This window comes from Streptomyces sp. NPDC026500 (assembly GCF_055567635.1).
This window is the reverse complement of sequence record NZ_JBVHQB010000023.1, coordinates 124,076-149,536: the sequence shown is the minus strand read 5'-3', so window position 1 is coordinate 149,536 and position 25,461 is coordinate 124,076. Positions and strand designations below refer to the sequence as shown.

The following is a 25,461-nucleotide window of genomic DNA, read 5'->3' as shown; positions in this document are numbered from 1 at the left end:
ACCAGGACCTCGTAGAAGACGGCGCGTTTGAACCACTCGGGATCGCGGTCCTTGGCCGGGGTGTCCTCGAACGTATCCGGGACGGGCTCATTGACGATCATGTGGTGGGTGACCCTCCGATCTGCGGTGAGGACGGTCGCAGGACGGTGAGGATGTGCGCGGGCCGGGATCCCGGCTCCAGGCGCACATAGTTGGTCCTGCCCCAGGTGTAGGTCTCGCCGGTGAGCTCGTCGCGCACCGGCACGGACTCGTGCCATTCCAGGCCGAGTTGCGGCATGTCCAACGAGATCGTGGCCTCCTGGGTGTGGTGGGGGTCGAGGTTGACCACCACCACAACCGTGTTCGAACCGCGCGCGTCCGTCACGGACTTGGAGTAGGCGATCACCGCCTCTTGGTCGGCGTGGTGGAAGTGCAGATCACGCAGCCGGCGCAGCGCGGGACTGCGTCGCCTGATCGCGTTGAGCTCGCTCACCAGTGGCGCGATGCTCCGGCCGTCCCGCTCCGCCGACGCCCAGTCCCGTGGGCGCAGTTGGTATTTCTCGGAGTGCAGATACTCCTCGCTGCCCTCGCGCAGCGGGACGTTCTCGCAGAGTTCGAAACCGCTGTAGATGCCCCAGGTGGGGGACAGGGTGGCGGCGAGGACGGCGCGCAGTTCGAAGGCGGGCCGGCCGCCGTGCTGGAGGAACTCGTGCAGGATGTCGGGGGTGTTGACGAAGAAGTTGGGCCGCATGCAGGCGGCCGCATCACCGGAGAGTTCGGTGAGGTACTCCGTCAGCTCCTGCTTGGTGTTGCGCCAGGTGAAGTAGGTGTACGACTGCTGGAAACCGACCGCCCCCAGCGTCCGCATCATCGCCGGGCGGGTGAACGCCTCGGCGAGGAAGATGACGTCGGGGTCGGTTCCGTTGATGTCCGCGATCACCTGTTCCCAGAAGACCACCGGTTTGGTGTGCGGGTTGTCGACGCGGAAGATCCGTACGCCGTGGTCCATCCAGAAACGCAGCACCCGCACGGTCTCGCGGACCAGGCCCGGCATGTCCTGGTCGAAGGCGATCGGGTAGATGTCCTGGTACTTCTTCGGCGGGTTCTCCGCGTAGGCGATCGTGCCGTCCGGGCGGTGGTGGAACCACTCCGGATGCTTCTCCACCCAGGGGTGGTCCGGGGAGCACTGGAGGGCGAAGTCGAGCGCGATCTCCAGGTCCAGCGAGGCCGCCCGGCGCACGAAGGCGTCGAAGTCCTCCAGGGTGCCCAGGTCGGGGTGGATCGCGTCGTGACCGCCCTCCGGGGAGCCGATGGCCCAGGGCACACCGACGTCCTCCGGTGTCGCCGACAGACTGTTGTCCGGGCCCTTGCGGAAGGTCGTGCCGATCGGATGGATCGGCGGGAGGTAGACGACGTCGAAGCCCATCTCCGCGATCGCGGGCAGGCGTTCGGCGGCCGTACGGAACGTGCCGTGCACCGGCGGATCCAGCTGTCCGCCCCGACCGCTCTCCGAGCGCGGGAAGAACTCGTACCAGGAACCGAACAGCGCCCGCTCCCGCTCCACGAGGAGCGGCAACGGCTCGGAGGAGGTCACCAGGTCGCGCAGCGGATGGCGGGCCAGCACCTCGTCCACCTCGGGGGTGAGGGCTGCGGCGAGGCGGGAGGAGACGGGACGGCCGGTGTCGCGCAGCGCGTCGACGGCCCCGAGCAGCGTGTCCCTGCGGCTCTTGCCCTTGGGCCCCTTCGGCAGGGCGGCGACCGCCCGCTCGTACAGCAGGGCACCCTCCTCCAGCACCAGTTCCGTGTCCATCCCGGCCGGGATCTTGATCCCCGCGTGATGCCGCCAGGTGGTGACCGGATCCCCCCACGCCTCCACCGCGTACGTCCAGCGGCCCTCCGCGCCGGCGCTCACCCCGGCACCCCAGCGGTCGGTGCCGGGGGCCAGCTCGCGCATCGGCGCCCACGGGCCGGGACGGCCGTCCGGATCGCGCAGGACGACATTCGCGGCGACCGCGTCATGGCCCTCGCGGAAGACCGTGGCCGAGACCTCGAACTCCTCGTCCACCACCGCCTTCGCGGGACGGCGCCCGTTCTGCACGACCGGGCGGACGTCGAGGACGGGGATGCGCCCGACGGCCGTCGCCGGGGTGACGGCGGGGGCGAGCGGGGCATCGGGGGTGCGGGTGGCGGGGACGGCGGCCTTGCCCGCCCCGGGAGCGGCCTTGCCCGCCTTCGGAGCGGCCTTGGCCGTCTTGGGCGAGGCCTTGACCGTCTTGGGCGAGGCCTTGGCTGTCTTTGCCTTGGGAGCGGCGACGCGGGGCACATCCGCTCCCGGAGCGGATGTGTCGGGAGCGGTGGTGTCCGGGGCGGACCGACCGGCGACGGACGGACCGGCGGCGGGGGTATCTGCGACGGAGGTGTCGATGCCCGGGACGGCGGAGTCGGCGGTCGTGGAGCGCGCGGAGGAGTCGGTCGCGCCGGGGGCGGCCGACGGTTTCTCAGGTGTACGGGGACGGGCTTCGGCCTTGCGCGTTCGGGGTGTCTCGGGGGTGGTCGTCGGGGGTGGCGACGTGTGGTGCGTGGCGGGCATGACCGCTCCTGTCCGCGTCAACGTGGGTGGGCGGATGAGGGTGTGGGGAGGTGGGGCCTGCGGGTGTACCGGGGGAGCCTTCCCACCCTATGCGGGTGAGCATTCCGGCACTTTGTTAACTACTCACGCGTATGTCTACACACAAGACCGGCCTCGTCCCGGGCAGGCGAGGCCGGTGCGGTGTGGCCGAATCACCCTGGTTGTACCAGCGTCCCACCAGTGTCAGCCGACTTGCAGGAGCCTGTTCGGTGAACCCGGGCCGACGCCCGACATCTTTCCCTGGACCGCCCGCTTCACCAGCGCCTTCACCACCTGGTCCGGTGCTGCCCTCGGATGGTCCGCCAGGTACAGCGCGGCCGCGCCGGCGGCGTGCGGGCTCGCCATCGACGTACCGGAGTACGTCACCTTGCCCGTGTCGCTGGTGTACGAATCCGACGTGATGTCCACCCCCGGCGCGAACAGGTCGAGCGACGATCCGGTGTTCGAGAAGCCCGCCCGCGCGTCGGTCCGGTCGCTCGCGCCGACGGTGAGGGCCTGGGCGACCCGGGCCGGGGAGTAGAGCGAGGCCGGCAGTCCGGAGTTGCCCGCCGCGACCGTGTAGGTCACGCCGGAGGCGATGGAGTTGCGGACGGCCGCGTCCAGCTGGGCGTTGGCGTACCCGCCCAGACTGAGATTGGCCACGGCCGGCTTTCTCGCGTGCCGGGTGACCCAGTCGATGCCGGCGATGACCTGGGCGGTGGAGCCGGCCCCCTTGTCGTCGAGGACGCGGACGGCGACGACCCGGGCCTTCTTGGCGACGCCGTACCCGGTTCCCGCGACGGTTCCGGCGACATGGGTGCCGTGGCCGTTGCCGTCCTGTGCCGTCCTGTCGTTGTCGACGAAGTCCCAGCCGTAGCTCGCCCGCCCCCCGAAGTCCCGGTGCGTGACGCGGATGCCGGTGTCGATGACGTAGACGGTCACCCCCGAACCCGCCGACCCGGATGCCGTGTACCGCTTGTCCAGCGGCCGGCTCGGCTGGTCGATCCGGTCCAGGCCCCACGAGAGCGGGTTCCCCTGGACGCGGTCGAGCGTCACCCGGGTGTCCTGGACGACCGAGGCCACCCGGGGGTCAGCGGCGAGCCACCGGGCCCGTCTCTCGTCGACCCGCACGGCGAAGCCGTTGAGGGCCGTGCCGTAGGTGTGGCTGATTATCGCTCCGTACCGCTCGGCGATGCCCGTGCCGGCCGACGACGGAGCCCGCGTACCCCCTTTGAGCGTCACGATGTAGCTCCCGCTGACGGAGCCGGGTTCCCCCGCTCCGAGTATCTGCCCCTCCGGGGCAGCCTGCGCGGGTGGGGCGATGGCCGAAAGCGCCGCGGCCGTCGTGACCGCGGTGAGACCCACCGCCCAGCGCAGACGCCACTTCCTCGTCCGTGCCATGACTTGAGTTCCCCTCCTCAACTCGACGTACCGAGACCGGAGCCGACCGCTGTGGGCAGGGTCCGTCGTACGTCACCCGGTGAGCCTCTCGTGCGGTGCGAAGCGCCACAAGGCCGCCCATGAGGGCGGAATCGGCCATACCGTCCGGGGGGTGTCCGTGATGGTTGCGTCGATTTCTCGCCGACGTCACACGGTCGGCCCCATCCGGGGCAGTGCCGCGATGCGCCGTGTCGCGAAGGCACCCTCGCCGCTAACGTCGTGGGTGACGAAGGCCGCACAACGCCGTGCGTCCCTCTGCCGCGTACGTCCTGTGTGAAGGTGGAACTCGTGAAGGCGATCCGCAGATTCACCGTCCGACCCGTTCTCCCCGAAGCCCTTCACCCGCTCAGCGACCTGGCTCGCAATCTCCGCTGGTCCTGGCATGCCGAGACCCGCGATCTCTTCCAGTCCGTCGACCCCGAGCGCTGGGCCGCGTGCGGCGGCGACCCCGTACGACTGCTCGGCAGCGTGTCGGCCGGCCGGCTCGCGGAGCTCACGGAGGACAGCCGCTTCCTGCGCCGTCTCGCCGCGGTCTCCGACGACCTGCGCGAGTACGTGACCGGCGACCGCTGGTACCAGACGCAGACCTCCGACCTGCCCGCCGCCATCGCCTACTTCTCGCCCGAGTTCGGCATCACCGCCGCGCTGCCGCAGTACTCCGGGGGCCTCGGCATCCTCGCGGGCGACCATCTCAAGGCCGCCAGCGACCTCGGCGCCCCACTGATCGGCGTGGGCCTGCTCTACCGGCACGGCTACTTCCGCCAGTCCCTGTCCCGCGAGGGCTGGCAGCAGGAGCACTATCCGGTCCTCGACCCCAACGAACTGCCCGTCGTGCCCCTGAGCGAGGACGACGGCACGCCCGCCCAGGTCTCCCTCGCCCTGCCCGGCGGCCGCGCGCTGCGTGCCCGGATCTGGCTGGCCCAGGTCGGCCGCGTCCCGCTGCTCATGCTCGACTCCGACGTGGAGGAGAACGACCTCGGCGAACGCGGGGTCACCGACCGGCTGTACGGCGGCGGCAGCGAACACCGTCTGCTGCAGGAGATGCTGCTCGGCATAGGAGGGGTGCGGGCGGTCCGGACGTACTGCCGGCTGACCGGGCACCCGCAGCCCGAGGTGTTCCACACCAACGAGGGGCACGCGGGGTTCCTCGGCCTGGAGCGGATCGCCGAACTCGCCGACGAGGGACTGGACTTCGCGTCCTCCCTGGAGGCGGTCAGGGCCGGCACCGTCTTCACCACCCACACCCCCGTGCCCGCCGGCATCGACCGCTTCGACCGGGAGGTGGTCGCCCGCCACTTCGGCGCCGACGCCGAACTCCCGCGCATCGACGTGGAGCGCATCCTCGCCCTCGGCATGGAGACCTATCCCGGAGGCGAGCCGAACCTCTTCAACATGGCCGTGATGGGCCTGCGCCTCGGCCAGCGGGCGAACGGGGTCTCGCTACTGCACGGCCAGGTCAGCCGGGAGATGTTCTCCGGACTCTGGCCGGGCTTCGACCCCGAGGAGGTGCCGATCACCTCGGTCACCAACGGCGTCCACGCGCCGACCTGGGTGGCGCCCGAGGTCTTCCGCCTCGGCGCCCGGCAGATCGGCGCGCAGCGCACCGAGGACGCGCTGACCGTCGGCGGCTCCGACCGGTGGGACGCGGTGGCCGAGATCGCCGACCAGGAGATCTGGGACCTGCGCAGGGTGCTGCGGGAACAACTGGTGCTGGAGGTACGGGACCGGCTCCGGGCGTCCTGGCGTCAGCGCGGCGCCGGCACGGCCGAACTCGGCTGGATCGACGGAGTGCTGGACCCCGACGTCCTCACCATCGGCTTCGCGCGCCGGGTCCCCTCGTACAAACGGCTGACCCTCATGCTGCGTGACCGCGACCGGCTCATGGACCTGCTGCTGCACTCCGAGCGGCCGGTCCAGATCGTCGTGGCGGGCAAGGCGCACCCGGCGGACGACGGCGGGAAGCGGCTGATCCAGGAGCTGGTCCGGTTCGCGGACGACCCCCGGGTGCGCCACCGGATCGTCTTCCTGCCCGACTACGGCATGGCGATGGCGCAGAAGCTCTACCCGGGCTGCGATATCTGGCTCAACAACCCGCTGCGCCCGCTGGAGGCGTGCGGCACGAGCGGGATGAAGGCGGCGCTCAACGGCTGCCTCAACCTCTCCGTCCTGGACGGCTGGTGGGACGAGTGGTTCCAGCCCGACTTCGGCTGGGCGATCCCCACCGCGGACGGCACCGCGACCGACGACGACCGCCGCGACGAGCTGGAGGCCGGGGCCCTGTACGACCTCCTCGAACAGCGGGTGGCCCCCCGCTTCTACGAGCGTGGCCAGGCGGGTCTGCCGGACCGCTGGATCGAGATGGTCCGCCGGACGCTGACCCACCTCGGCCCGAAGGTCCTGGCGGGCCGGATGGTGCGCGAGTACGTGGAGCGCCTGTACGCCCCGGCGGCCCAGGCCCACCGTTCCCTCACCGCCGAGACGGCCCGCGAACTGGCCGTCTGGAAGTCCCGGGTCCGCGCCGCCTGGCCGCGGATCACCGTCGACCATGTCGAGGCGTCCTCGGCCACCACGACCGCCGAACTCGGCACCACCCTGTCGCTGCGCGTCCGCGTCGGCCTCGGCGACCTCGCCCCCGACGACGTGGAGGTCCAGGCGGTCGCGGGCCGCGTCGACACGGACGACCGCATCGCGGACGCGGTCTGTGTCCCGTTGAAACCGACCGGCGGCCCCGACCTGGAGGGCCGCTGGGTGTACGAGGGCCCGCTGTCCCTCGACCGCACGGGCTCCTTCGGCTACACGGTCCGCATCCTGCCGGCCCACCGCCTGCTGGCCTCCGGCGCGGAGCTGGGGCTGGTGGCGGTGCCTTCGGAGGAGATGGGGGAGGGGGCGGGCGTGCTGATGCGGTGAGGCGCGGGGGCGCAACCGCCGGAGGGCGAGCCATGGGTCATGGCTCGCCCTCAGCGTTGACGCCGTCGGCCTTCGCGATGTCCCGCCGGCCCGGCGTTCGCGGGCGGATTCAGCTGTCGAGCCCCTCGCACAGCCGCCGCATCACCTTCCCGCACCGCTGGGCGTAGGCGTGTTGCAGGCCTCGGACCGCGGCGCCGCCCGCGCGTGAGTACCACTTGGCGGCGCGGCTGAAGGCCGTGATCGTCAGCCAGACGGTGCCGTCGCCGGTACGGGAGACGACGAAGGCTTCCTCGCCGGACTCGGGATGGCCGGAAAGCGTTCCGTAGGCCCAGGCGGTGCGCCGGGGTTCCTCGGCGGTCCAGACGACGCGGCAGGGGGCCTTGATCGGGCCGAGACCGACCGTGACGGCGACGCCCGGTGCCGCCTTGTCGGCGTCGGAGACCATGCCGATTCCCATGGCGCGGTGGAGCTCCCAGGTCATCAGGGCTTCGGAGGCGCGCCGGAAGACGGCCTCGCCCTCGCCGATCCGGAAGCGGACATGCAGTCGGTGGAAGCCCGGGGGGCAGCGGTCCTCGCGGGTCGCGCCCACGTCCTCGTACGTGTAGGGCATGGGGGCAAGAGTAAGGCGGCACCCGGCACCGTTCGGTGCCGGGTGCCGCCTCGGTTCGATTACGTTCGTACTAGCTGACGTTGACCGCGGTCCAGGCCGCCGCCACCGCGTTGTACTGGGTGCTGCCGGAGCCGTACAGCGCGGCCGCCGCCGAGAGGGTGCCCGTGCGGGCGGACTTGTAGTTGGTGGTGGACGTGAAGTACGTGGTCAGCGCCTTGTACCAGATCTGCAGCGCCGCGGCCCGGCCGATGCCGGTGACCGTCGAGCCGTTGTAGGTCGGGGAGTTGTAGCTGACTCCGTTGATCGTCTTCGAACCGCTGCCCTCCGAGAGGAGGTAGAAGAAGTGGTTCGCGACGCCGGACGAGTAGTGCACGTCCAGGTTGCCGACGCTGGAGGACCAGTAGTTGGCGGAGCCGCCGTCCTTGCTGGGCTGGTCCATGTAGCGCAGCGGGGTGCCGTCACCGTTGATGTTGATCTTCTCGCCGATGAGGTAGTCGCCCACGTCGGAGGAGTTCGCCGCGTAGAACTCGACACCGGTGCCGAAGATGTCGGAGGTCGCCTCGTTGAGACCGCCTGACTCGCCCGAGTAGTTCAGGCCCGCCGTGTTGGCGGTGACGCCGTGGCTCATCTCGTGGCCGGCCACGTCCAGCGAGGTCAGCGGGTGCGTGTTGCTGGTGCCGTCGCCGTACGTCATGCAGAAGCAGCTGTCGTCCCAGAACGCGTTGACGTACGCGCTGCCGTAGTGGACGCGCGAGTACGCTCCGACGCCGTTGTTCTTGATGCCGCTGCGGCCGAAGGTGTTCTTGTAGAAGTCCCACGTCTCCTGCGCGCCGTACGCGGCGTCGGCGGCCGCGGTCTGGTCGGTGGTGGAGCTGGAGGCCGTGCCGGTGCCCCACACGTCGTCCGCGTCGGTGAACAGCGTGCCCGCGGAGGAGGACGTGGTGTGCGACTTGTTGTACGTCTTGTGGCCGCCGCGGGTGCCGTCGGTCAGGCTGTACGTCGAGCCCGACAGGGTCGTGTTGAGGGTGACCGTGCCCGAGTAGAGGGTCTTGCCGGTGCCGGTCTCGATGCCCTGGTACTCGTAGAGCTTCTTGCCGGTGGCCGCGTCGGTGATGACGTGAAGTTCGTTGGGGGTGCCGTCGTCCTGGAGGCCGCCGACGACGGTCTCGTAGGCGAGGGTCGGCTTGCCGGTGGCGGCCCAGATCACCTTGCGGGGGGCCTGGTCGGCGGCGGTCTTGTCCGAGCCCGCGGCCTTGGCGACGGTCAGCGCCTGCTTCTCGGCCTTGGCGGTCGTGACGAGCGGCTTGAGCGAGGCGACCTTGATGGACGTCTTGGTCGCCTTCGTCACGCCCTCGGTCTTGCCGGCCTTGGACTCGTGGACGACGAGGTCGCCGCCGAGGACCGGAAGTCCGTTGTACGTGCGTGCGTAACGGGTGTGGACGGTGCCGTCGGCGTCCTTGACGACGTCCTTGACGACCAGCTTCTCCTTGGCGCCGAGGCCTATCTGCCGGGCCGTCTCCGCCGTGGCGGCGTCGGCCTTCCTGATGAGCGCGGTGCGCGCGGAGTTGGACAGCAGGACGGGCGAACCGGCGAGGGGGGTGGTTTTGCCGGCGGGGAGTGCCGCGGTCTGGGCGGCGGCACCGGTGGTCAGACCGGCGGCGAGCAGGGCTCCGGCGGCGACGGCGGTGGCGATGGCCAGAGTGGTGCGCTTGTGACGCGCGTAGAGGGGGGTCACGCAAGCTCCTTCTTGTGGGGGCGTCCGAACGGCGTGGGGTGGCCGGACGGACGGTTGTGAAGTTGCGGTGCGGGTGAGCCGTGCGGGTGAAGCGTGCCACCCCGGGCGCGTACATGTCAGGAGCCCATAAAGACCTTGGCCGAAAATCGTCGATCAGGTGAACAGTTGGGTTCCCGGGGGCGGGCCGGTCGCCGCCAAGAGCGGGTCATCGCAAACCCCCTCCAGGGCAAAGGAGGGCGCCGCCCTGGGGAGTTGAACCTCCGGGACGGCGCCCTGGCATCCTGCCCGCGTACCGACTTCCGCCGCGGTCCACGCGGAGGTCGGCTGCGGTCTACGGGAAGGTCAGCTTCCAGCTGTTGATGTAGCCGGTGTCCTGGGCCGCCTGGTCCTGGACCTTGAGTTTCCAGGTGCCGTTGGCGACTTCGGAGGAGGCGTTGACCGTGTAGGTCGCGTTGACGTTGTCCGCCGAGTCGGACGAGCTGAAGTTCTTCAGGCGGTACGTCGAGCCGTCGGGGGCGACCAGATCGATCACCAGGTCACCGCGCCAGGTGTGCACGATGTCCACGGCGACCGCGAGGTTCGACGGGGCGTTGCCGGTGCGGCCGGTGACCGTGATCGACGAGGTGACCGCCGGACCGTTGTCCGGAATCGATACGTCGGTCGTGTTCTCGAACGACGTGCCGCCACCGCCGCCACCGCCCGGACGTGAACCGACGTTCACGGCCGCCCAGGCGTTCTGCACCGCCGTGTACTCGGCGCTCGTCGTGCCGTACAGCTCACCCGCCGCCGCGAGCGTGCCGGTGCGGGCCGACGCGTAGTTGGTGGTCGAGGTGAACTTCGTGGTGAGCGCGCGGTACCAGATCTGCAGCGCCTTGTCGCGGCCGATGCCGGTGACCGGAAGCCCGTCGGAGGTGGGCGAGTTGTAGCTGACGCCGTTGATGACCTTGGCGCCGCTGCCCTCGCTCAGCAGGTAGAAGAAGTGGTTGGCGACACCCGACGAGTAGTGCACGTCGAGGTTTCCGACACCGGAGTACCAGCTGTCCGCGGAGCCGCCGTCCTTGCTCGGCTTGTCCATGTAGCGCAGCGGGGTGCCGTCACCGTTGATGTCGATCTTCTCGCCGATGAGGTAGTCACCCACGTCGGTCGAGTTGTTGGCGTAGAACTCCACGCCGGTGCCGAAGATGTCGGAGGTCGCCTCGTTCAGACCGCCGGACTCGCCCGAGTAGTTCAGGCCCGCGGTGTTGGCGGTGACGCCGTGGCTCATCTCGTGGCCGGCCACGTCCAGCGCCGTCAGCGGGTCGTTGTTCCCGGACCCGTCGCCGTACGTCATGCAGAAGCAGCTGTCGTCCCAGAACGCGTTGACGTACGCGTTGCCGTAGTGGACGCGCGAGTACGCTCCCACGCCGTTGTTCTTGATGCCGCTGCGGCCGAAGGTGTTCTTGTAGAAGTCCCAGGTCTCCGCGGCGCCGTAGTGGGCGTCGGCGCCGGCCGTCGCGGCGTTCGACGTGGTTCCGTTGCCCCAGGTGTCGCTCGTCTGCGAGAACAGCGTGCCGGTGCCGGACGTCCCGTGGTTCAGGTTGTACGTCTTGTGGCCGCCGCGCGCGCCGTCGGTCAGCGTGAAGTTGGAGCCCGACTGCGTGGTCGTCAGGGACACCTGGCCGCTGTACTGGGTGTTGCCGATGCCGGTCTCGATGCCCTGGTACTCGTAGAGTTTCTTGCCGGTAACGGCGTCGGTGATGACGTGCAGCTCGTTCGGGGTGCCGTCGTCCTGGAGGCCGCCGACGACCGTCTCGTAGGCCAGGGTCGGCCTGCCGCTTCCCGCCCAGATCACCTTGCGGGGCGCGCGGTCGGCGGCGGTGCTCTTCGAGCCGGCGGCCTTGGCGGCGGACAGGGCCTGCTTCTCCGCCGTGCCGGCGGCGACCGCGGGCTTGAGGGTGGCGACCTTGAGGGACGCCTTCGTCGCCTTGTAGACGTGCCCGGTCTTCCCGGACTTGGAGGTGTCGACGACCAGGTCGCCGCCGAGGACCGGCAGTCCTTGGTACGTCCGCTCGTAGCGGGTGTGGACGGTGCCGTCGTGGTCCTTGATGACGTCACGGGCGACGAGGCTCTCGCCGGCGCCGAGACCCAGGTCCTTGGCGGTCGTGGCCTTGGCCGCGTCGGCGTTGCGTATCAGCTCGGCGCGCTGCGAGGGGGTGAGCTTCATGGCGACGGCGCCCGGGTTGATCCTGCCCGCCCGCGGAGCCTGCTCCGGGGCGGCGCTCGCGGCCCCCGACTGGACGGCCGCGGCCAGCAGGGCGGTGACGCCGACGAGGGCGACACCGGTGACGCGGCGCTTGGTGATGTGGGAGGTGCGTCTGTGGGGAGAACTGGTGCTCAACACTGACTCCTTCTGCATGGCCGCGGGTCGCGCGGCCAGGGGAGACCGGACGATGGATGACCCGTCCGGGCAGAACTGGGAGTTACGCGGAACCAGGTGCATGGGGTCGTGCGGCACAACACAGCGGACGTAGCTGTGAGGTTGCTGTGAAGTAGCCGAGGGAAGAGTGGCAGGAGATAACCCTTTCTGTCAGGACCGCGTCACTAAAATGGCCTGAAACGGTTCGTTGTCCGGTTAGTCATGTTCGATATACGGACTGTCCTTCGGGTGTTCGCCTGGGCGTGAACCGGACAGAAGGACGCGGAGACGGGCTGCTCCCTACGCACCGGCGCGAGGCGCCGGCCGGGTGGCGCGTACCGCCAGATGACCGGCCCGCCGGCCGCAACGGAATGAAGCCCAGACCCTTTCGGGCGCCTTCCGGCACGTCCGCTCGCCCGCGTCCGTCCCCTGCGGTTTGAGTGATCCCGACATTCCGGCCGCTCCCGGCGCCTCAGCTGCGCGAGGCCGTGCGATCCGGACACGTATTCCCGCAGGAGGTTTGGTGAGAAGGTCACATTGGTGTGCGAGCCTCGCGGCTCTGGGAGGTCTGACCGGCTCCCTGGCGCTCGGCGTTTCCGCCTCGTCCGCGGCGCCCGCGCGTCCGGACGACAGCCGTACGAGCGGCGTCACGCGGCCCCTGTCCGCCACCCCCGTGCCGAAGCCGGCCGCCGGGCACGTGAAGCCGGCGGACCAGCACGTGAAGCCGGCGGACGAGCACGGCGGATACGACCGGCCGCGAGTGTGCAGGGGGCTCGTGCCGGACCCCATCCCGCCGAGGCTGGAGCGCCTCTACTTCTGCGGTGACTGGCGGCTGGGCCCGCGGCGGCTGCCGACCAGGGGCGCGCTGGGGCGCATCCTCGACGGGTACGACCGGCTCGGCGGCCTCACCGCCGTGACGTTCCTCCACAAGTGGTGGGACCCCACCGCCGACTCGGGCCAGGGCGACTGGCGTTACCCGCCGGACGACGGCTTCACCCACCGGAACGGGACGGTGCTCGCCACGCCCCTGGTGCTCCACGCCGGCCTGAAGCTCGACCGTATCGGCGGCGAGGCGGGCCGCTTCCTCGCCCCGGCGGGCACCAAGTACGGGAAGCGTGCCATCCCGCCGTCGAGCCTCAACACCATGGACCCGCGCTACCCGTACAACTACCACGCCTACCGGCTGGCCAAGGACGTGACGGTCTGCGCGGGCAGGACCGCCCCCGGGTTCGAGCAGCGAGGCCTCGGCACCCAGTACGTGACGTCGAGCAAGTTCTGCCCGGACATCCCCCGCACCACGGTGGGGGACCTCGTGAGCAATGGCACGCTGGTGCGGATCGGCAACTGACCCTGCCTCCGCCCACGGTGGCGCGCAACCCCGCGCGGAAGCCGGCCCCGTCTGTGACCGGGCCCGGCTTCCCGCCCCGGCGGAAGGCTCACGGCATGGACCGGTTCGCGTTGTGCCGGGCCCTCGAAGCCGCCGGGGTGCCCGCCGCGTCCTACGAGATCGCGGACTGCCCCGGCGGCCACCGCGCGGACGACCGCTACTTCCTCGAAGGACACGACGGGGAATGGACGGTGGGCGTCCACGAGCGAGGGGCACACCAGGTCTTCGAGCGGTTCGCCGACGAGGACGAGGCCTGTCGGTGGATCTACGACCGGCTCACCGCCGAGTCGTCCGCCCCGGAACCCGCGCCCGAAGCGCCGGCCGGTCCGGGGCGCGACCCCGAGGCCCTGCAACGGCAGGCCGACGAGGAGCTGGAACAGGCCCTCGCCGAGCTGCGCCGCCGAGCCCGCGAGGAGGCCGGGGAGAAGCCCCGACAGGAGCCCGGCGAGAAGGCCCCGCGAGGAACCTGGCAAGGGCCCGGGGAGCAGGCCCCGCGAGGAGCCCGGCGGGGGCCAGGCGAGGAGACCGCTGAAAGCGACGGTCCCGCGTAGCCTGCATCCCATCGCGTCTCACACCGTGACGACGACCTTCGCCCGGGCGTGCTCCACTTCCAGATAGCGGATGGCCTCCGGGACCTCGCTCAGGGATGCGTACGTCCGGTCGATGACCGGGGTGACCTTCCCGGAATCGACGAGTTCCCGCAGGGTCGCGAGGTTCTCCCCGCGCTGCTTCGCGGTCAAGGTGAGAATCCGCTGACCGACGAAGCGCGACAGGGCCGGTCCCCGCAGGATGAGCCCCATCGGCCCGAAGAGACTGCCGCCCTCGGACACCCCGCCGCCGGACAGCACGAGCGTTCCCTGGGGCGTCAGCGCTCGCCGGAACGCGGTCAGGGAGCGATTGCCCACCAGGTCGAACACGACGTCGTAGCGCTGCCCCTCGCGGGTGAAGTCCACCGTGGCGTAGTCGATGACGCGGTCCGCGCCGAGCGACCGCACCAGGTCCGCGTTCCTCGCGCTGCACACGCCGGTCACCTCCGCGCCGTACGCCTTGGCGATCTGCACGGCGAAGGTGCCGACACCGCCCGAAGCGCCGTTGACCAGCACCCGCAGCCCCGGCCGCAGCGGTGCCACGTCGCGCAGCCCCATGAGGGCGGTGTTCCCCGCCAGCGGCAGCGCGGCGGCCTGCTCGAAGGTCAGACCCGCCGGCTTCTTCTCCACCACGTCGTCCGCGGCGCACACGTACTCGGCGAACGCCCCGTCGGCCTCACCGAACACCTCGTCCCCGGGACGCAGCCGCTTCACGTCGGCGCCCACCGCCTCCACCAGACCCGCGAAGTCCCGCCCCCGGATCCGCTGCCTGGGCCGGCGGGCGCCGAAGGACAGCCGGGCCAGATAGGGATCGCCGCGCATGAGGTGCCAGTCGTACGCGTTGAGGGAGACCGCCTTCACCCGCACGAGCACCTGGTTTCCCGTCGGCACCGGTTTGTCGAACTCCCTCACTTCCAGTTCGTCGGGAGAGCCGTACCGGTCCTGGGCGATCGCTTTCATCGGAACTCCGTAAAGCACTCGTGGGGTGCGGAAACAGATCGGCTGGCCGAGGGAGCGCCACTGCTTGCGAGGCTAGCCGGGCACCCGCTTCGCGGGAATCGGGGAGAGACCCTAGGGGAAGACCGGAGGGACGCCCGCCGCGGTGGCCCACCGCGTCCGCTCAGCCGTCGGCGGGACCTCGCCCCCCGTGCCATGAGTGCCACAGCGCCGCGTAGGGCCCCTCGGCCGCCACCAGTTCGTCGTGCGTGCCGAGTTCGGTCAGCCGGCCGTCCTCCATCACCGCCACCCGGTCGGCGTCGTGGGCGGTGTGCAGCCGGTGGGCGATGGCGATGACGGTCCGGCCATCGAGGACGGCGGCCAGCGCGCGCTCCGTGTGCCGGGCGGTCGTCGGGTCGAGGAGCGCCGTGGCCTCGTCGAGGATCAGGGTGTGCGGGTCGGCGAGCACCACCCGGGCCAGCGCCAGCTGCTGGGCCCGTGAGCCGTCGACGCGCAGGGCCTCGGGACCCAGCTCGGTGTCCAGCCCGTCCGGGAGCTCCCCGGCCCAGTCGTCGGCGCCGACCGCCGCGAGCGCCGCCCACAACTCGGCGTCGCCTGCGGTCGGTTCGGCGATGAGCAGGTTGTCGCGGACCGTGCCGAGGAAGACATGGTGCTCCTGGGTGACGAGGACGACGTGCCGGCGCAGCTGCTCGGGGTCGAGGGCGACGACCGGCACCCGTCCGACCGTCACCGACCCGCTGCCCGGCGCGTCGACGCCCGCCAGCAGTCTGCTCAGCGTGGTCTTCCCGGCGCCGGAGGGGCCCACGACGGCCAGTCGCTCCCCGGGCCGCACCGTCAGGTCGACCCCGCGCAGCACCTCGCCGCCGCGGTCGTACGCGTACCGCACACCGGTGACGTCGATCCGGTCGTCCACCGGTACCGGTGAGTCGGCCCGGACGGCGCGCGGCGCGCGGGCGAGGCCCTCCACGCGGGCGAACGAGGCGCCGCTGCTCTGCAGTTGCTCGACCTGGTTCAGGATCTGGTCGAGCGGTTCGGCGAGCCGGTGCAGATAGAGCGTCGCGGCGACCACCGTACCGAGGCTCAGCGCGCCCCGGGCGTGCAGCGCGCCGCCCACCAGGAGTACCGCGACGACCGGCACGACGTACGAGATCTCCACGGCCGGGAAGAACACGCTGCGCAGGAACAGCGTCCGCATCCGCGTCAGCCGGGAGACCTCCAGCGCGTCCCGGCCCGCCCGGATCCGCCGCTCGCGCAGTCCGAACGCCTCCACCGTGCGGGCGCCCGACGCGGTGGCCGCGAGGATCTCGGCGACCTCCGAGGTGGCGGCGCCCTGGGCGAGATAGGCGGTGCGCGCCCGGCGCAGATACCAGCGCAGCGCGAACGCGATGCCGACCAGGCCCAGCACGCCGCAGGCGCCGAGCAGCGGGTTGATGACGAAGACGGCGACCAGGACGAACAGCGCCTGCGCGCCGGAGATCAGCAGCTGGGGTCCGGTGTCGCGCAGGGTGTTGCCCACCACCGTGACGTCGGCGGTGCCGCGGGCCGTCAGATCGCCGGTGCCCGCCCGTTCCACGACCGACGCGGGCAGCGTCAGTGTCCGCTCCACGAACTCCTCCCGCACCCGCGCGAGCGTCCGCTCCCCGAACCGGTACCCCACGTACCGGGCCCAGCGCGCCAGCAGCAGCTGGGCCAGTGCGGACACGACGATGAGGAGCGCCGGCCCGTCCACCACCTCCACACCGCCGCCGCTCCGTACGTCGTCGATCATCCGCCCGAGCAGCCAGGGGCCGACCAGACCGGCCGCGGCGGCCAGCGCGTTGAGACCGAGCACGGCGGCGAACACCCGTCTGTCCGCCCGGATCAGCCGTACCGCCGCCCGCCGCACGTCGGCGCGCCCCGCGACCGGCAGATGGACGCTCACAGCACGACCTCCTCGTTCACGCCCGCCTCCGGGCCACCCGCGTCTCTCGCCGCGCCCGTCTCCGTATCCCCGTCCGGCTCCATGTCACGGGCCACCAGTGCCCGGTACCCCGGCTCCGTTCTGAGGAGTTCGCGGTGGGTGCCGGTGGCGGCGGTCTTGCCGTCGACCAGGAAGCAGACGGTGTCCGCGCGGTCCAGCACGAGCGGCGACGTGCTGGTCACGACGGTCGTACGGCCCGAGCGCGCGGCGCGCAGCCGGGTGGCGACGGCCGCCTCGGTGTGGGCGTCGAGCGCCGAGGTCGGTTCGAGGGCGAGCAGCACCTCCGGGTCGGCGAGGAGCGCGCGCACGAGCCGCACCCGCTGCCGCTGCCCGCCGGACAGGCTGCGGCCCTGCGCGTCGACGGCCGAGTCGAGACCGCCCGGCAGACCGAGCACGATGTCATCGGCTACGGCCGTACGCACGGCCGTGGCGATGGCCTCCTCGGCGGGGTCCCGGCGTCCCCGGACCAGTTCGCGCAGGGTGCCCGCGAACAGGTCGGCCTCGTGGTCGGCGACCAGGATCCGTTCGCGTACCTGGGGCAGGGCGACCTCGTCGAGCCGTACGTCGCCCCAGGTCACGTCCGACGCGGCGTACCGGCCGAGCCGGTCGACGACGGCCTCGGACTCCGCGGGGCGGGCCCCGGCCAGCGCGGTCAGCCTCCCCGGGACCACCCGGACCCCGGACTCCGGATCGTGCAGCACGGCCGGGGACCCCGGGGCGTCCAGCGCGCCCGGGGGAGAGGCGACGGGCTCCAGGGACAGGAACTGTACGACGCGCCGGGCGGCGACCACGGCCCGGGAGAGTTCGTAGGCGCAGTCGATGAAGAAGTACACCGGCAGGACGAGTACCGCGACATAGCCGTACACGGACACCAACTCGCCGATGGTGATGGCGCCTTGAGCTGCCAGCCGGGCCGCCATCCAGGTCACCGCGGCCAGGAACACGGACGGCAGCCCCATGCCCAGTGCCTGGATCCAGCTCGTCACCGAGCCGACCCGGTACCCCTGTTCCCGCAGCTTCTGCGAGTCACGGCGGAACGCGTCCGCGAACAGCCCCTTGCCGCCCAGCCCGTTCAGGACGCGCAGCCCGCCCGCGAGATCGCCGATGCGTGCCGTCAGTACGGACTGACGTTCGCGGTACCCCGTCTCGGTCCCCTGGAGCCGGCTCATCAACGGCCCGACGAGGACGGCCATCAGCGGCACCCCGAGCAGGATGACCGCGGACAGCTGCACCGAGACCGGCAGCAGCAGGGCGGCCACCACGGCGTAGGTGACGACCGCGGCCAGACCGGGCCCGACGACGGTCAGCGACGTGCTGATCGTGTCCACGTCGCGGACGCCGACCGTGACGATCTCCCCCGTGCCGACCTGCCGCGAGAGCGCCGCACCGAGCCGGGCCGCGTGCTCGACCACGAGCTTGACCGTACGGAAGTTGGCGTCCATCCGGACCTGGGTCATCGTGCGGTGCCGTACGACACCCAGACCGGCGTTGACCACCCCGGCGCCCAGCACGGCGGCCGTCCAGCCGGCCAGTGCCACCCCGTCGCCCGGCTCCAGACCGTCGTCGATCGCCCGGGACAGCAGATACGGCGTCAGCGCCATGAGCCCCATCCACACGCTCGCGACCACCGCGCCGGTGACCGACCGGCCCGCCTGCCGGGTGACCAGCCACCACAGAAACCGCCAGCCGCCCCGCCGGTCCGGTGTCCCCGGATCCGCGTACGTGTCGATCATGTGTCTTCTTCGCCCCTCTGTCCGTCGGTCCGCCCGTCCACCGCTAGACGAGGCTGTCGCGCCATGCCCGGTGCAGATCCGCGAACCGGCCGGTGCCCGCGACGAGTTCGGCGGGTGTGCCGTCCTCGACGACCCGCCCGTGCTCCATCACCAGCACCCGGTCGGCGATCGCCACCGTCGACAGCCGGTGCGCGATGACCACCGCCGTACGGCCCCGCAGGACCGTCGACATGGCGCGCTGCACGGCCCGTTCACCCGGGACGTCCAGGGAGCTGGTCGCCTCGTCGAGGATCAGGACGGCCGGGTCGGCCAGCAAGGCCCGTGCGAAGGCGACGAGTTGGCGCTGGCCTGCGGAGATCCGGCCGCCGCGCTTGCGTACGTCCGTGTCGTAGCCGTCGGGCAGGGCGCTGATGAAGTCGTGTGCGCCGATCGCCTTCGCGGCCCGCTCGATGTCCTCGCGGGACGCCTCGGGGCGGCCGATCGCGATGTTCTCGGCGACCGTGCCGGAGAACAGGAACGCCTCCTGGGTCACCATCACCACCCCGCGCCGCAGTTCGGGCACCGACAGTTCGCGCAGATCGACGCCGTCGAGCAGGACCCGTCCGTCGGAGGGGTCGTAGAACCGGGCCAGGAGCTTGGCCAGCGTCGACTTGCCGGCGCCGGTCGAGCCGACCACGGCCACCGTCTGTCCGGCGGGCAGCGTGAGCGAGAAGGAGGGCAGGACCTCCCCTCCGGTGCGGTACGCGAAGCGGACCTCGTCGAACACGACCTCACGGCCGGGGTGTTCGGAGGCGAGCTCAGGCAACTGCCGCGGTACGGAAGGCTCCGGCACGGACGGCGTCTGGGCCAGCAGACCGGCGATCTTCTCCAGCGAGGCCGCCGCGGACTGGTAGGAGTTCAGGAACATGCCGAGGCGGTCGATCGGGTCGTACAGCCGGCGCAGGTAGAGGACCGCCGCGGCGAGCACACCGAGCGCCAGCGAGTCCGATGCCACCCGGTAGGCACCCCACAGCACGATGCCCGCGACCGCCGTGTTGGCGACGAGCCGGCAGCCGACGACATAGCGGGCCATCTCCAGCAGGGCGTCGCCGTTCGTCTTCTCGTGCCGCCGGTTGAGCACCCCGAACTCGGCCTCGTTGGCGGCCTCCCGGCGGAACGCGCGCACCGGCCGGATGCCGTTCATCGTCTCCGCGAACTTCACGATCACCGCGGCGATCGTCGTCGAGCGGACGGCGAAGATCCGGCCCGCCCGGCGCTGGTAGCGGCGGATGAGCAGATACAGCGGCACGAAGGAGACCACCGCGACGGCGCCCAGGCCGGCGTCCAGCCAGAGCAGCATCGCCGAGATGTAGACGAAGGACAGGATGACCGTGACGAGCTCCTGGAGGCCCTCGCTGAGCAGTTCGCGCAGCGACTCGACGTCCGTGGTGGAGCGGGAGATCAGCCGGCCCGAGGTGTAGCGCTCGTGGAAGTCGATGCTGAGCGCCTGGGCGTGCCGGAAGATCCGGCCGCGCAGATCGAGCAGGACGTCCTGGTTGACCCGGGCCGAGGCGATGATGAAGGCGTACTGGAGTGCGCCGGAGGCCGCCGAACACAGCAGGTAGGCGGCACCGACGGCGATCAGCGGCCCGTGGTCGTCCTGCCGGAACGCCGGTACGGCACGGTCGATGGCGTACGCCACCAGCAGTGGGCCCGCCTGGACCGCGGCCTGCTGGAGCAGCAGCAGCACGGTGGTCACGGCCACCCGGGCCCTGAGCGGGGCGAGCAGTGAGCGCAGCAGCGTCGCGGTCGCGCCCGGGGGAGTGGGAAGGGTGTCGCGGTCGAAGGGGTCCTGGTACGGCTCGGGTTCCGGGACGGCCCGGCCCTTCCGCCGTCCGCCGCTCCGTCCGTCGCCCGGTTCGTCGTTCCGGTCCTGGCCCGGTCGGCCGTTTCGCCCGCCGCCCGGTCCGTCGTCCCGGCCTTCGCGCGGCCCCTTGTTCCGGCCTCTGTCCGGTGCCTCGCTCGGACCCCCGTTCGGTCCCTCGTCCGGTCCCTCCTCGGGTTCCTTGTCCGGCGCGGTGGTCCTGGGCGCCGCCGTCATCGGCCGTCCTCCTCTGCACCCGACATCAGGTGGGCGTATTCGGCATGCGTGCGCAGCAGTTCGTGGTGGGTGCCGACCGCCGTGACCCGGCCGCCGGAGAGCAGGGCCACCCGGTCGGCCAGCAGGACCGTGGACGGGCGGTGCGCCACGATCAGCGCGGTCGTCTCCGCCAGCACCCGGCGCAGGGCGGCCTCGACCGCCGCCTCCGTGTGCACGTCCAGCGCCGACAGCGGGTCGTCGAGGACCAGGAACCGGGGCCGGCCGACCACCGCGCGGGCCAGCGCGAGCCGCTGGCGCTGCCCGCCGGAGAGACTGAGGCCCTGCTCGCCGACCTGTGTCGCCGTGCCCTGGGGCAGCGTGTGCGCGAAGTCGGCCTGTGCGACGGCGAGGGCGCGGTCCAGCTCCGCCCGGCCCGCCGTCTCCGCGGCGCCCATCAGGACGTTCTCGCCGACGGTGGCCGAGAAGAGGGTGGGTTCCTCGAAGGCGACGGCGACGAGTTCGCGCAGCTCCTCGCGGGGCATTTCGCTGATGTCCCGGCCGTCCAGGGTGATCCGGCCGGAGGTCACCTCGTGCAGGCGGGGGACGAGTGCGGTGAGAGTGGTCTTGCCGGTGCCGGTGGCGCCTACGAGGGCCATGCTCTCGCCGGGGCGGACATGCAGGTCGATGTGGACCAGGACGGGCGGCGTGTCCGCGGGCGCGTCGGGATAGCGGAACTCGACACCATGGAACCGCAGTCCACCGTCGGCCTCGGTCACGGCCTCGGTCACGGCCTCGGTCACGGCCTCGGTCACGGCCTCGGTCACCCCGGCTCCGGTCCCGGTCTCGGCCCCGGCCTTGGCCCCGGTCCGGGTCTTGGCCCCGGTCCGGGTGTCGGTCCGGGTGTTGGTCTCGGTCCCGGACCCGGTCCTGGCCCCGGTCTCGGTCCGGGCCACCCCGGGCCCGGCCGCGCGGGAACCCCGCCCGGCTGTCCCGCTGTCATCCTGGGCGACCGTGGTGACCCGTACCCGAGCCGAACCCGGAGCCCGCCCGGCCACCGCGGCCGGCGGGGACGTGGCCTCCGACTCCGGCGTCGCGTGCATGACCTCGAAGTACCGCTCCGTGGCCGTCCCGGCCTCCTGGCTCATCGCGAGGAGGAAGCCGATGGAGTCGACGGGCCAGCGCAGGGCGAGCGCGGTCGACAGGAACGCGACCAGCGTGCCGGCGGAGAGACGGCCGTCGGCGACCTGGACCGTCCCGAGGACGAGGGCGGCGCCGATGGCGAACTCGGGCAGCGTGACGATGACGCCCCAGATGGAGGCGAGCAGCCGGGCCTTGACCAGCTCCGTGCCGCGCAACGTCCGGGACAGCTCCCGGAACGCGCGCGCCTGGCTGCGATGGCGTCCGAAGCCCTTGATGATCCGGATGCCGAGCACACTCTCCTCGACCACCGTCGTGAGGTCGCCGACCTGGTCCTGCGCCCGCCGTGCCACCTCCGCGTAGCGCCGCTCGAAGAGCCAGCAGACGATCATGACCGGGACGGCCGGGGCGAGGAGCACCAGCCCGAGGGTCCATTCCTGGGCCAGCATGATGGCGATGCCCGCGAGGATCGTCACGGAGTTCACCAGCAGGAAGGTCAGGGGGAACGCCAGGAACATGCGGACCAGCATCAGATCGGTGGTCGCGCGGGACAGCAGCTGACCCGAGGCCCAGCGGTCGTGGAAGGCGACCGGCAGACGCTGCAGATGCCGGTACAGATCGGCGCGCATCGCCGCCTCGACCCCGGCCAGCGGGCGTGCCACCAGCCATCGGCGCAGTCCGAACAGACCGGCCTCGGCGATGCCGAGCAGCAGCAGATACAGCGCCCCGAGCCAGACGCCCGCCGGATCGTGCCCGGTGACCGGACCGTCCACCATCCACTTCAGGATCAGCGGGAACACGAGCGCCAGACAGGACGCGACCACCGCGACGAACGCCGCGCAGAACAGCCGCGCCCGCACCGGGCGTACATACGGCCACAGGCGCAGCAGGCTGCGTACGGTCGAACGGTCGGGGTGGTCCAGGGCGGCGGCATCTGGTGTGGGCATCACGTGCGAGCCTACGTTTCACCACTGACAGTGCCCACCGAGTTTTCGGCGCACCGTGAATCGTTCGAAGCACGCGGGCGCCCGCGCGGCCACTGCCGGGGCGGGCGTTCGAGGGGTCGTACCGCCGCATCAACCGATCGGCTGATGCCGGTTCGAGCGCGATGGCCGATGTACCGGCGGGGGGCCCGCTGGAACTCTCGGACCATGTCAGTCATCGAAGTGAGCGGACTGCGCAAGTCCTACGGCGGCCGGGCCGTCGTCGACGCTGGCCGAACGCCTCGGCCTCACCGACCGGCTCGGCTCCGGCTTCGCCGTCCGTGATTCCGGCGCCCCCGGCAACGAGCCTCTCTCCGCCCGTGAGAGGGAGGTGCTGGCCCTGGTCGCCAAGGGCACCCCCAACCGCGAGATCGCCCGCGAACTGTTCATCAGCGAGGCGACCGTGAAGACCCATCTCACCCACCTGTACGCCAAGTTGGGCGTCAAGGACCGCGCGGCGGCGGTGGCGACGGCGTACGAGCGGGGGATCCTCGGCTGACCGGGCCGCGCTCCGGCACCCGTAGGCGCGCCGTCAGCGGACCTTCAGCAGCAGCACGGACCGCGCCGGCACCGTGATCGCCGTGCCCGCCCGGTGCACGAGCCCGGGCGCCTCGGCCTGGTCCTCGCGCGAGGTGTCCACGACCACCTCGTACCGCGCGGCCCAGGGAGTGCCCGGCAGGTCGAAGGAGGCCGGCCGGTCCCCGGCGTGCAGCACGGCGAGGAAGCTGTCGTCGACGACCGGGGTGCCCCGCGCGTCCCGGCCGGGGATGTCCCGGCCGGACAGATACATCCCGAGCGTCGCGGCGGGCGCGTACCAGTCCCGTTCCGTCATCTCGGTGCCCCGCGCGGTGAACCAGGCCAGGTCCCGCAGTCCGTCGACCGAATGGGCCCGCCCGGAGAAGAACGCCCGGCGGCGCAGCACGGGATGCTCGTGCCGCAGCGCGATCAGACGGGACGTCAGCTCGAACAGCGCCCGCCAGCCGGGGTCGTCCAGCTGCGACCAGTCGACCCAGCTGATCTCGTTGTCCTGGCAGTAGGCGTTGTTGTTGCCCCGCTGGGTCCGCCCGAACTCGTCCCCGGCGACCAGCATCGGCACCCCGGTCGACAGCAGCAGCGTCGTCAGCAGGTTCCTCAACTGCCGCCGCCGCAGCGCCTGTACGCGCTCGTCCTCGCTCTCGCCCTCCGTCCCGCCGTTCCAGGCCCGGTTGTCGTCGGTGCCGTCCCGGTTGCCCTCGCCGTTCGCCTCGTTGTGCTTGCGCTCGTAGGACACGAGGTCCCGCAGGGTGAAACCGTCGTGCGCGGTCACGAAGTTGACGGAGGCGTACGGACGCCGTCCGCCCCAGGCGTACAGGTCGCTCGACCCGGACAGCCGGTAGCCCAGGTCCCGTACGTCGGGCAGCGCGCCGCGCCAGAAGTCCCGGACGGCGTTGCGGTAGCGGTCGTTCCACTCGGTCCACAGGGGCGGGAAGGCGCCCACCTGGTAGCCGCCCGAGCCCACGTCCCACGGTTCGGCGATCAGCTTGACCCGGCGCAGCACCGGATCCTGCGCGATGACGGCGAGGAACGGCGACAGCATGTCGACGTCGTGCATGGACCGGGCGAGCGCGGCCGCCAGGTCGAAGCGGAAGCCGTCGACGCCCATCTCCGTCACCCAGTACCGCAGCGAGTCAGTGATCAGCCGCAGCACCTGCGGCTGCACGACGTGCAGGGTGTTGCCGCACCCCGTGTAGTCCGCGTAGCGGCGGGCGTCCGACTGGAGCCGGTAGTACCCCCGGTTGTCGATGCCGCGCAGCGACAGCATCGGGCCCAGCTCGCTCGCCTCCGCGGTGTGGTTGTAGACCACGTCGAGGATGACCTCGATCCCGGCCGCGTGCAGCGCGCGCACCATCCGTTTGAACTCGCCGACCTGCTGGCCGGTCGTGCCGGAGGCGGCGTAGCCCGCGTGCGGGGCGAAGTAGCCGATCGAGTTGTAGCCCCAGTAGTTCTTCAGGCCCCGGCGCAGCAGATGGTCCTCGTGCGCGAACTGGTGCACCGGCAGCAGCTCCACCGCCGTCACCCCGAGGTTCACCAGGTGCTCGATCGCGGCCGGGTGCGCCAGTCCCGCGTACGTGCCGCGCAGGTCCTCGGGGATGCCGGGGTGCAGACGGGTGAATCCGCGCACGTGCAGTTCGTAGATCACCGAGTCCGCCCACGGGGTCTTCGGGCGGTGGTCGTCCGACCAGTCGTCGTCGTCCTGGACGACGACACCCTTGGGGACGAAGGGCGCCGAGTCGCGCTCGTCGCGCACGGTGTCGGCGACCTGCTGCTGGGGCCAGTCCCGCACGTGCCCGTACACCTCCGGCGGCAGGCTGAAGTCGCCGTCCACGGCACGGGCGTACGGGTCGAGGAGCAGCTTCGCCGGGTTCCATCGGGCGCCGGTCCACGGGTCCCAGCGGCCGTGCACCCGGAAGCCGTAGCGGCGGCCGGGGTGCACACCGGGGACGAAGCCGTGCCAGATCTCGTGGGTGAGTTCGGTGAGCGGGACGCGGGTCTCGGCGCCCTCCTCGTCGAAGAGGCACAGGTCGACGGCCTCCGCACCGCCCGCCCACAGCGCGAAGTTGGTGCCCGTGGTGCCGTCCGGCCCGACCCGGAAGCGTGCTCCGAGCGGAGTCGGGGCACCCGGCCACACGGAGACGGGGGGCGCCGCGGGGCGCCGCCGCGCGCCGTTCACCGCGGGAGCGGCCGGCTCCACCGCCGGGTCCGCGGCCGCCGGTGCGGCGGCGGACGACCCCGCCGGGTCCGTGGCGGTCTGCGCGGGCAGCCCGCCGCCCGCGGCATGTCCCTCGTGGACCGCCTCCTGCTCGGGTGCGCTCGACACCGGTCAGCCTCCCACGGCTCGTGGAACGGCACGAAAAAGGGTGCACGGCGTCCCGGCCGCAGCTCCTTGTCGCGTCGTCCTCCCCACTGTTCTGCCCAGAGCGTGGCTCGCACTCACGTTTCCCCGG

The 25,461-nt window shown here is 71.7% G+C and carries 14 protein-coding genes and 1 pseudogene; 4 read left to right on the top strand and 11 right to left on the bottom strand.

Translation table 11 applies throughout. The annotated features are described in order from the left end of the window. Positions 1-97: 97 nt before the first annotated feature. The gene (locus tag ACZ4N5_RS33770; protein ID WP_467760832.1) at positions 98-2,569 is read right to left on the bottom strand and encodes an alpha-1,4-glucan--maltose-1-phosphate maltosyltransferase; all 2,472 of its coding nucleotides are present in this window, start codon (positions 2,567-2,569) and stop codon (positions 98-100) included. Between the two features lie 222 nt (positions 2,570-2,791). Continuing rightward, positions 2,792-3,988 carry a S8 family peptidase gene (locus tag ACZ4N5_RS33765; RefSeq protein WP_467760831.1) on the bottom strand — a complete coding sequence of 399 codons (1,197 nt, stop codon included), beginning with the start codon at positions 3,986-3,988 and terminating at the stop codon, positions 2,792-2,794. A gap of 327 nt (positions 3,989-4,315) precedes the next feature. Between ACZ4N5_RS33765 and ACZ4N5_RS33760 the strand changes: the two genes are divergently transcribed. Further along, positions 4,316-6,934, top strand: a complete 2,619-nt coding sequence (locus tag ACZ4N5_RS33760; RefSeq protein ID WP_467760830.1) for a glycosyltransferase family 1 protein — start codon at positions 4,316-4,318, stop codon at positions 6,932-6,934. A 109-nt stretch (positions 6,935-7,043) separates the two neighbouring features. Here ACZ4N5_RS33760 and ACZ4N5_RS33755 read toward each other — a convergent pair whose 3' ends face one another. The 3 genes from ACZ4N5_RS33755 to ACZ4N5_RS33745 form a co-directional block, all read right to left on the bottom strand. Beyond that, positions 7,044-7,544: a DUF1990 family protein gene (locus ACZ4N5_RS33755; protein ID WP_467760829.1), complete on the bottom strand. Its 501-nt coding sequence runs from the start codon at positions 7,542-7,544 to the stop codon at positions 7,044-7,046. 70 nt (positions 7,545-7,614) lie between these two features. Beyond that, positions 7,615-9,279 carry a M4 family metallopeptidase gene (locus ACZ4N5_RS33750; protein WP_467760828.1) on the bottom strand — a complete coding sequence of 555 codons (1,665 nt, stop codon included), beginning with the start codon at positions 9,277-9,279 and terminating at the stop codon, positions 7,615-7,617. Positions 9,280-9,610: 331 nt separating this feature from the next. Then, a complete protein-coding gene (locus ACZ4N5_RS33745) occupies positions 9,611-11,674 on the bottom strand; it encodes a M4 family metallopeptidase (RefSeq protein WP_467760827.1) in 2,064 nt (687 codons plus the stop codon). A gap of 523 nt (positions 11,675-12,197) precedes the next feature. Between ACZ4N5_RS33745 and ACZ4N5_RS33740 the strand changes: the two genes are divergently transcribed. Further along, a complete protein-coding gene (locus ACZ4N5_RS33740; RefSeq protein WP_467760826.1) occupies positions 12,198-13,022 on the top strand; it encodes a TNT domain-containing protein in 825 nt (274 codons plus the stop codon). Between the two features lie 95 nt (positions 13,023-13,117). Further along, positions 13,118-13,612, top strand: coding sequence for a hypothetical protein (locus ACZ4N5_RS33735; RefSeq protein WP_467760825.1), 495 nt, complete (start codon positions 13,118-13,120; stop codon positions 13,610-13,612). 18 nt (positions 13,613-13,630) lie between these two features. On the opposite strand, the gene ACZ4N5_RS33730 is transcribed toward ACZ4N5_RS33735, so the two are convergent. From ACZ4N5_RS33730 to ACZ4N5_RS33710, 5 genes are all read right to left on the bottom strand, one after another. Beyond that, complete coding sequence (locus tag ACZ4N5_RS33730; protein ID WP_467760824.1) at positions 13,631-14,608, bottom strand: NAD(P)-dependent alcohol dehydrogenase; 978 nt, start codon at positions 14,606-14,608, stop codon at positions 13,631-13,633. Between the two features lie 160 nt (positions 14,609-14,768). Then, entirely contained in the window at positions 14,769-16,526 is a 1,758-nt protein-coding gene (locus tag ACZ4N5_RS33725; protein ID WP_467760823.1) for an ABC transporter ATP-binding protein, read from the bottom strand. Then, a complete protein-coding gene (locus tag ACZ4N5_RS33720; protein WP_467760822.1) occupies positions 16,523-18,298 on the bottom strand; it encodes an ABC transporter transmembrane domain-containing protein in 1,776 nt (591 codons plus the stop codon). The genes ACZ4N5_RS33725 and ACZ4N5_RS33720 overlap by 4 nt, the downstream gene beginning before the upstream one ends. Positions 18,299-18,341: 43 nt before the next feature. Continuing rightward, positions 18,342-20,378 carry an ABC transporter ATP-binding protein gene (locus ACZ4N5_RS33715; RefSeq protein ID WP_467760821.1) on the bottom strand — a complete coding sequence of 679 codons (2,037 nt, stop codon included), beginning with the start codon at positions 20,376-20,378 and terminating at the stop codon, positions 18,342-18,344. Continuing rightward, on the bottom strand, positions 20,375-22,441 hold the full coding sequence (locus tag ACZ4N5_RS33710) for an ABC transporter ATP-binding protein (protein WP_467760820.1): 2,067 nt from the start codon (positions 22,439-22,441) through the stop codon (positions 20,375-20,377). The genes ACZ4N5_RS33715 and ACZ4N5_RS33710 overlap by 4 nt, the downstream gene beginning before the upstream one ends. A 310-nt stretch (positions 22,442-22,751) precedes the next feature. On the opposite strand from ACZ4N5_RS33710, the pseudogene ACZ4N5_RS33705 reads away from it, so the two are divergent. After that, positions 22,752-22,976 (top strand): annotated as a pseudogene (locus ACZ4N5_RS33705) (response regulator transcription factor); the annotation flags it as partial. A 33-nt stretch (positions 22,977-23,009) separates the two neighbouring features. On the opposite strand, the gene glgX reads toward ACZ4N5_RS33705, so the two are convergent. Beyond that, positions 23,010-25,334: a glycogen debranching protein GlgX gene (glgX, locus tag ACZ4N5_RS33700; RefSeq protein WP_467760819.1), complete on the bottom strand. Its 2,325-nt coding sequence runs from the start codon at positions 25,332-25,334 to the stop codon at positions 23,010-23,012. Between the last annotated feature and the right edge of the window lie 127 nt (positions 25,335-25,461).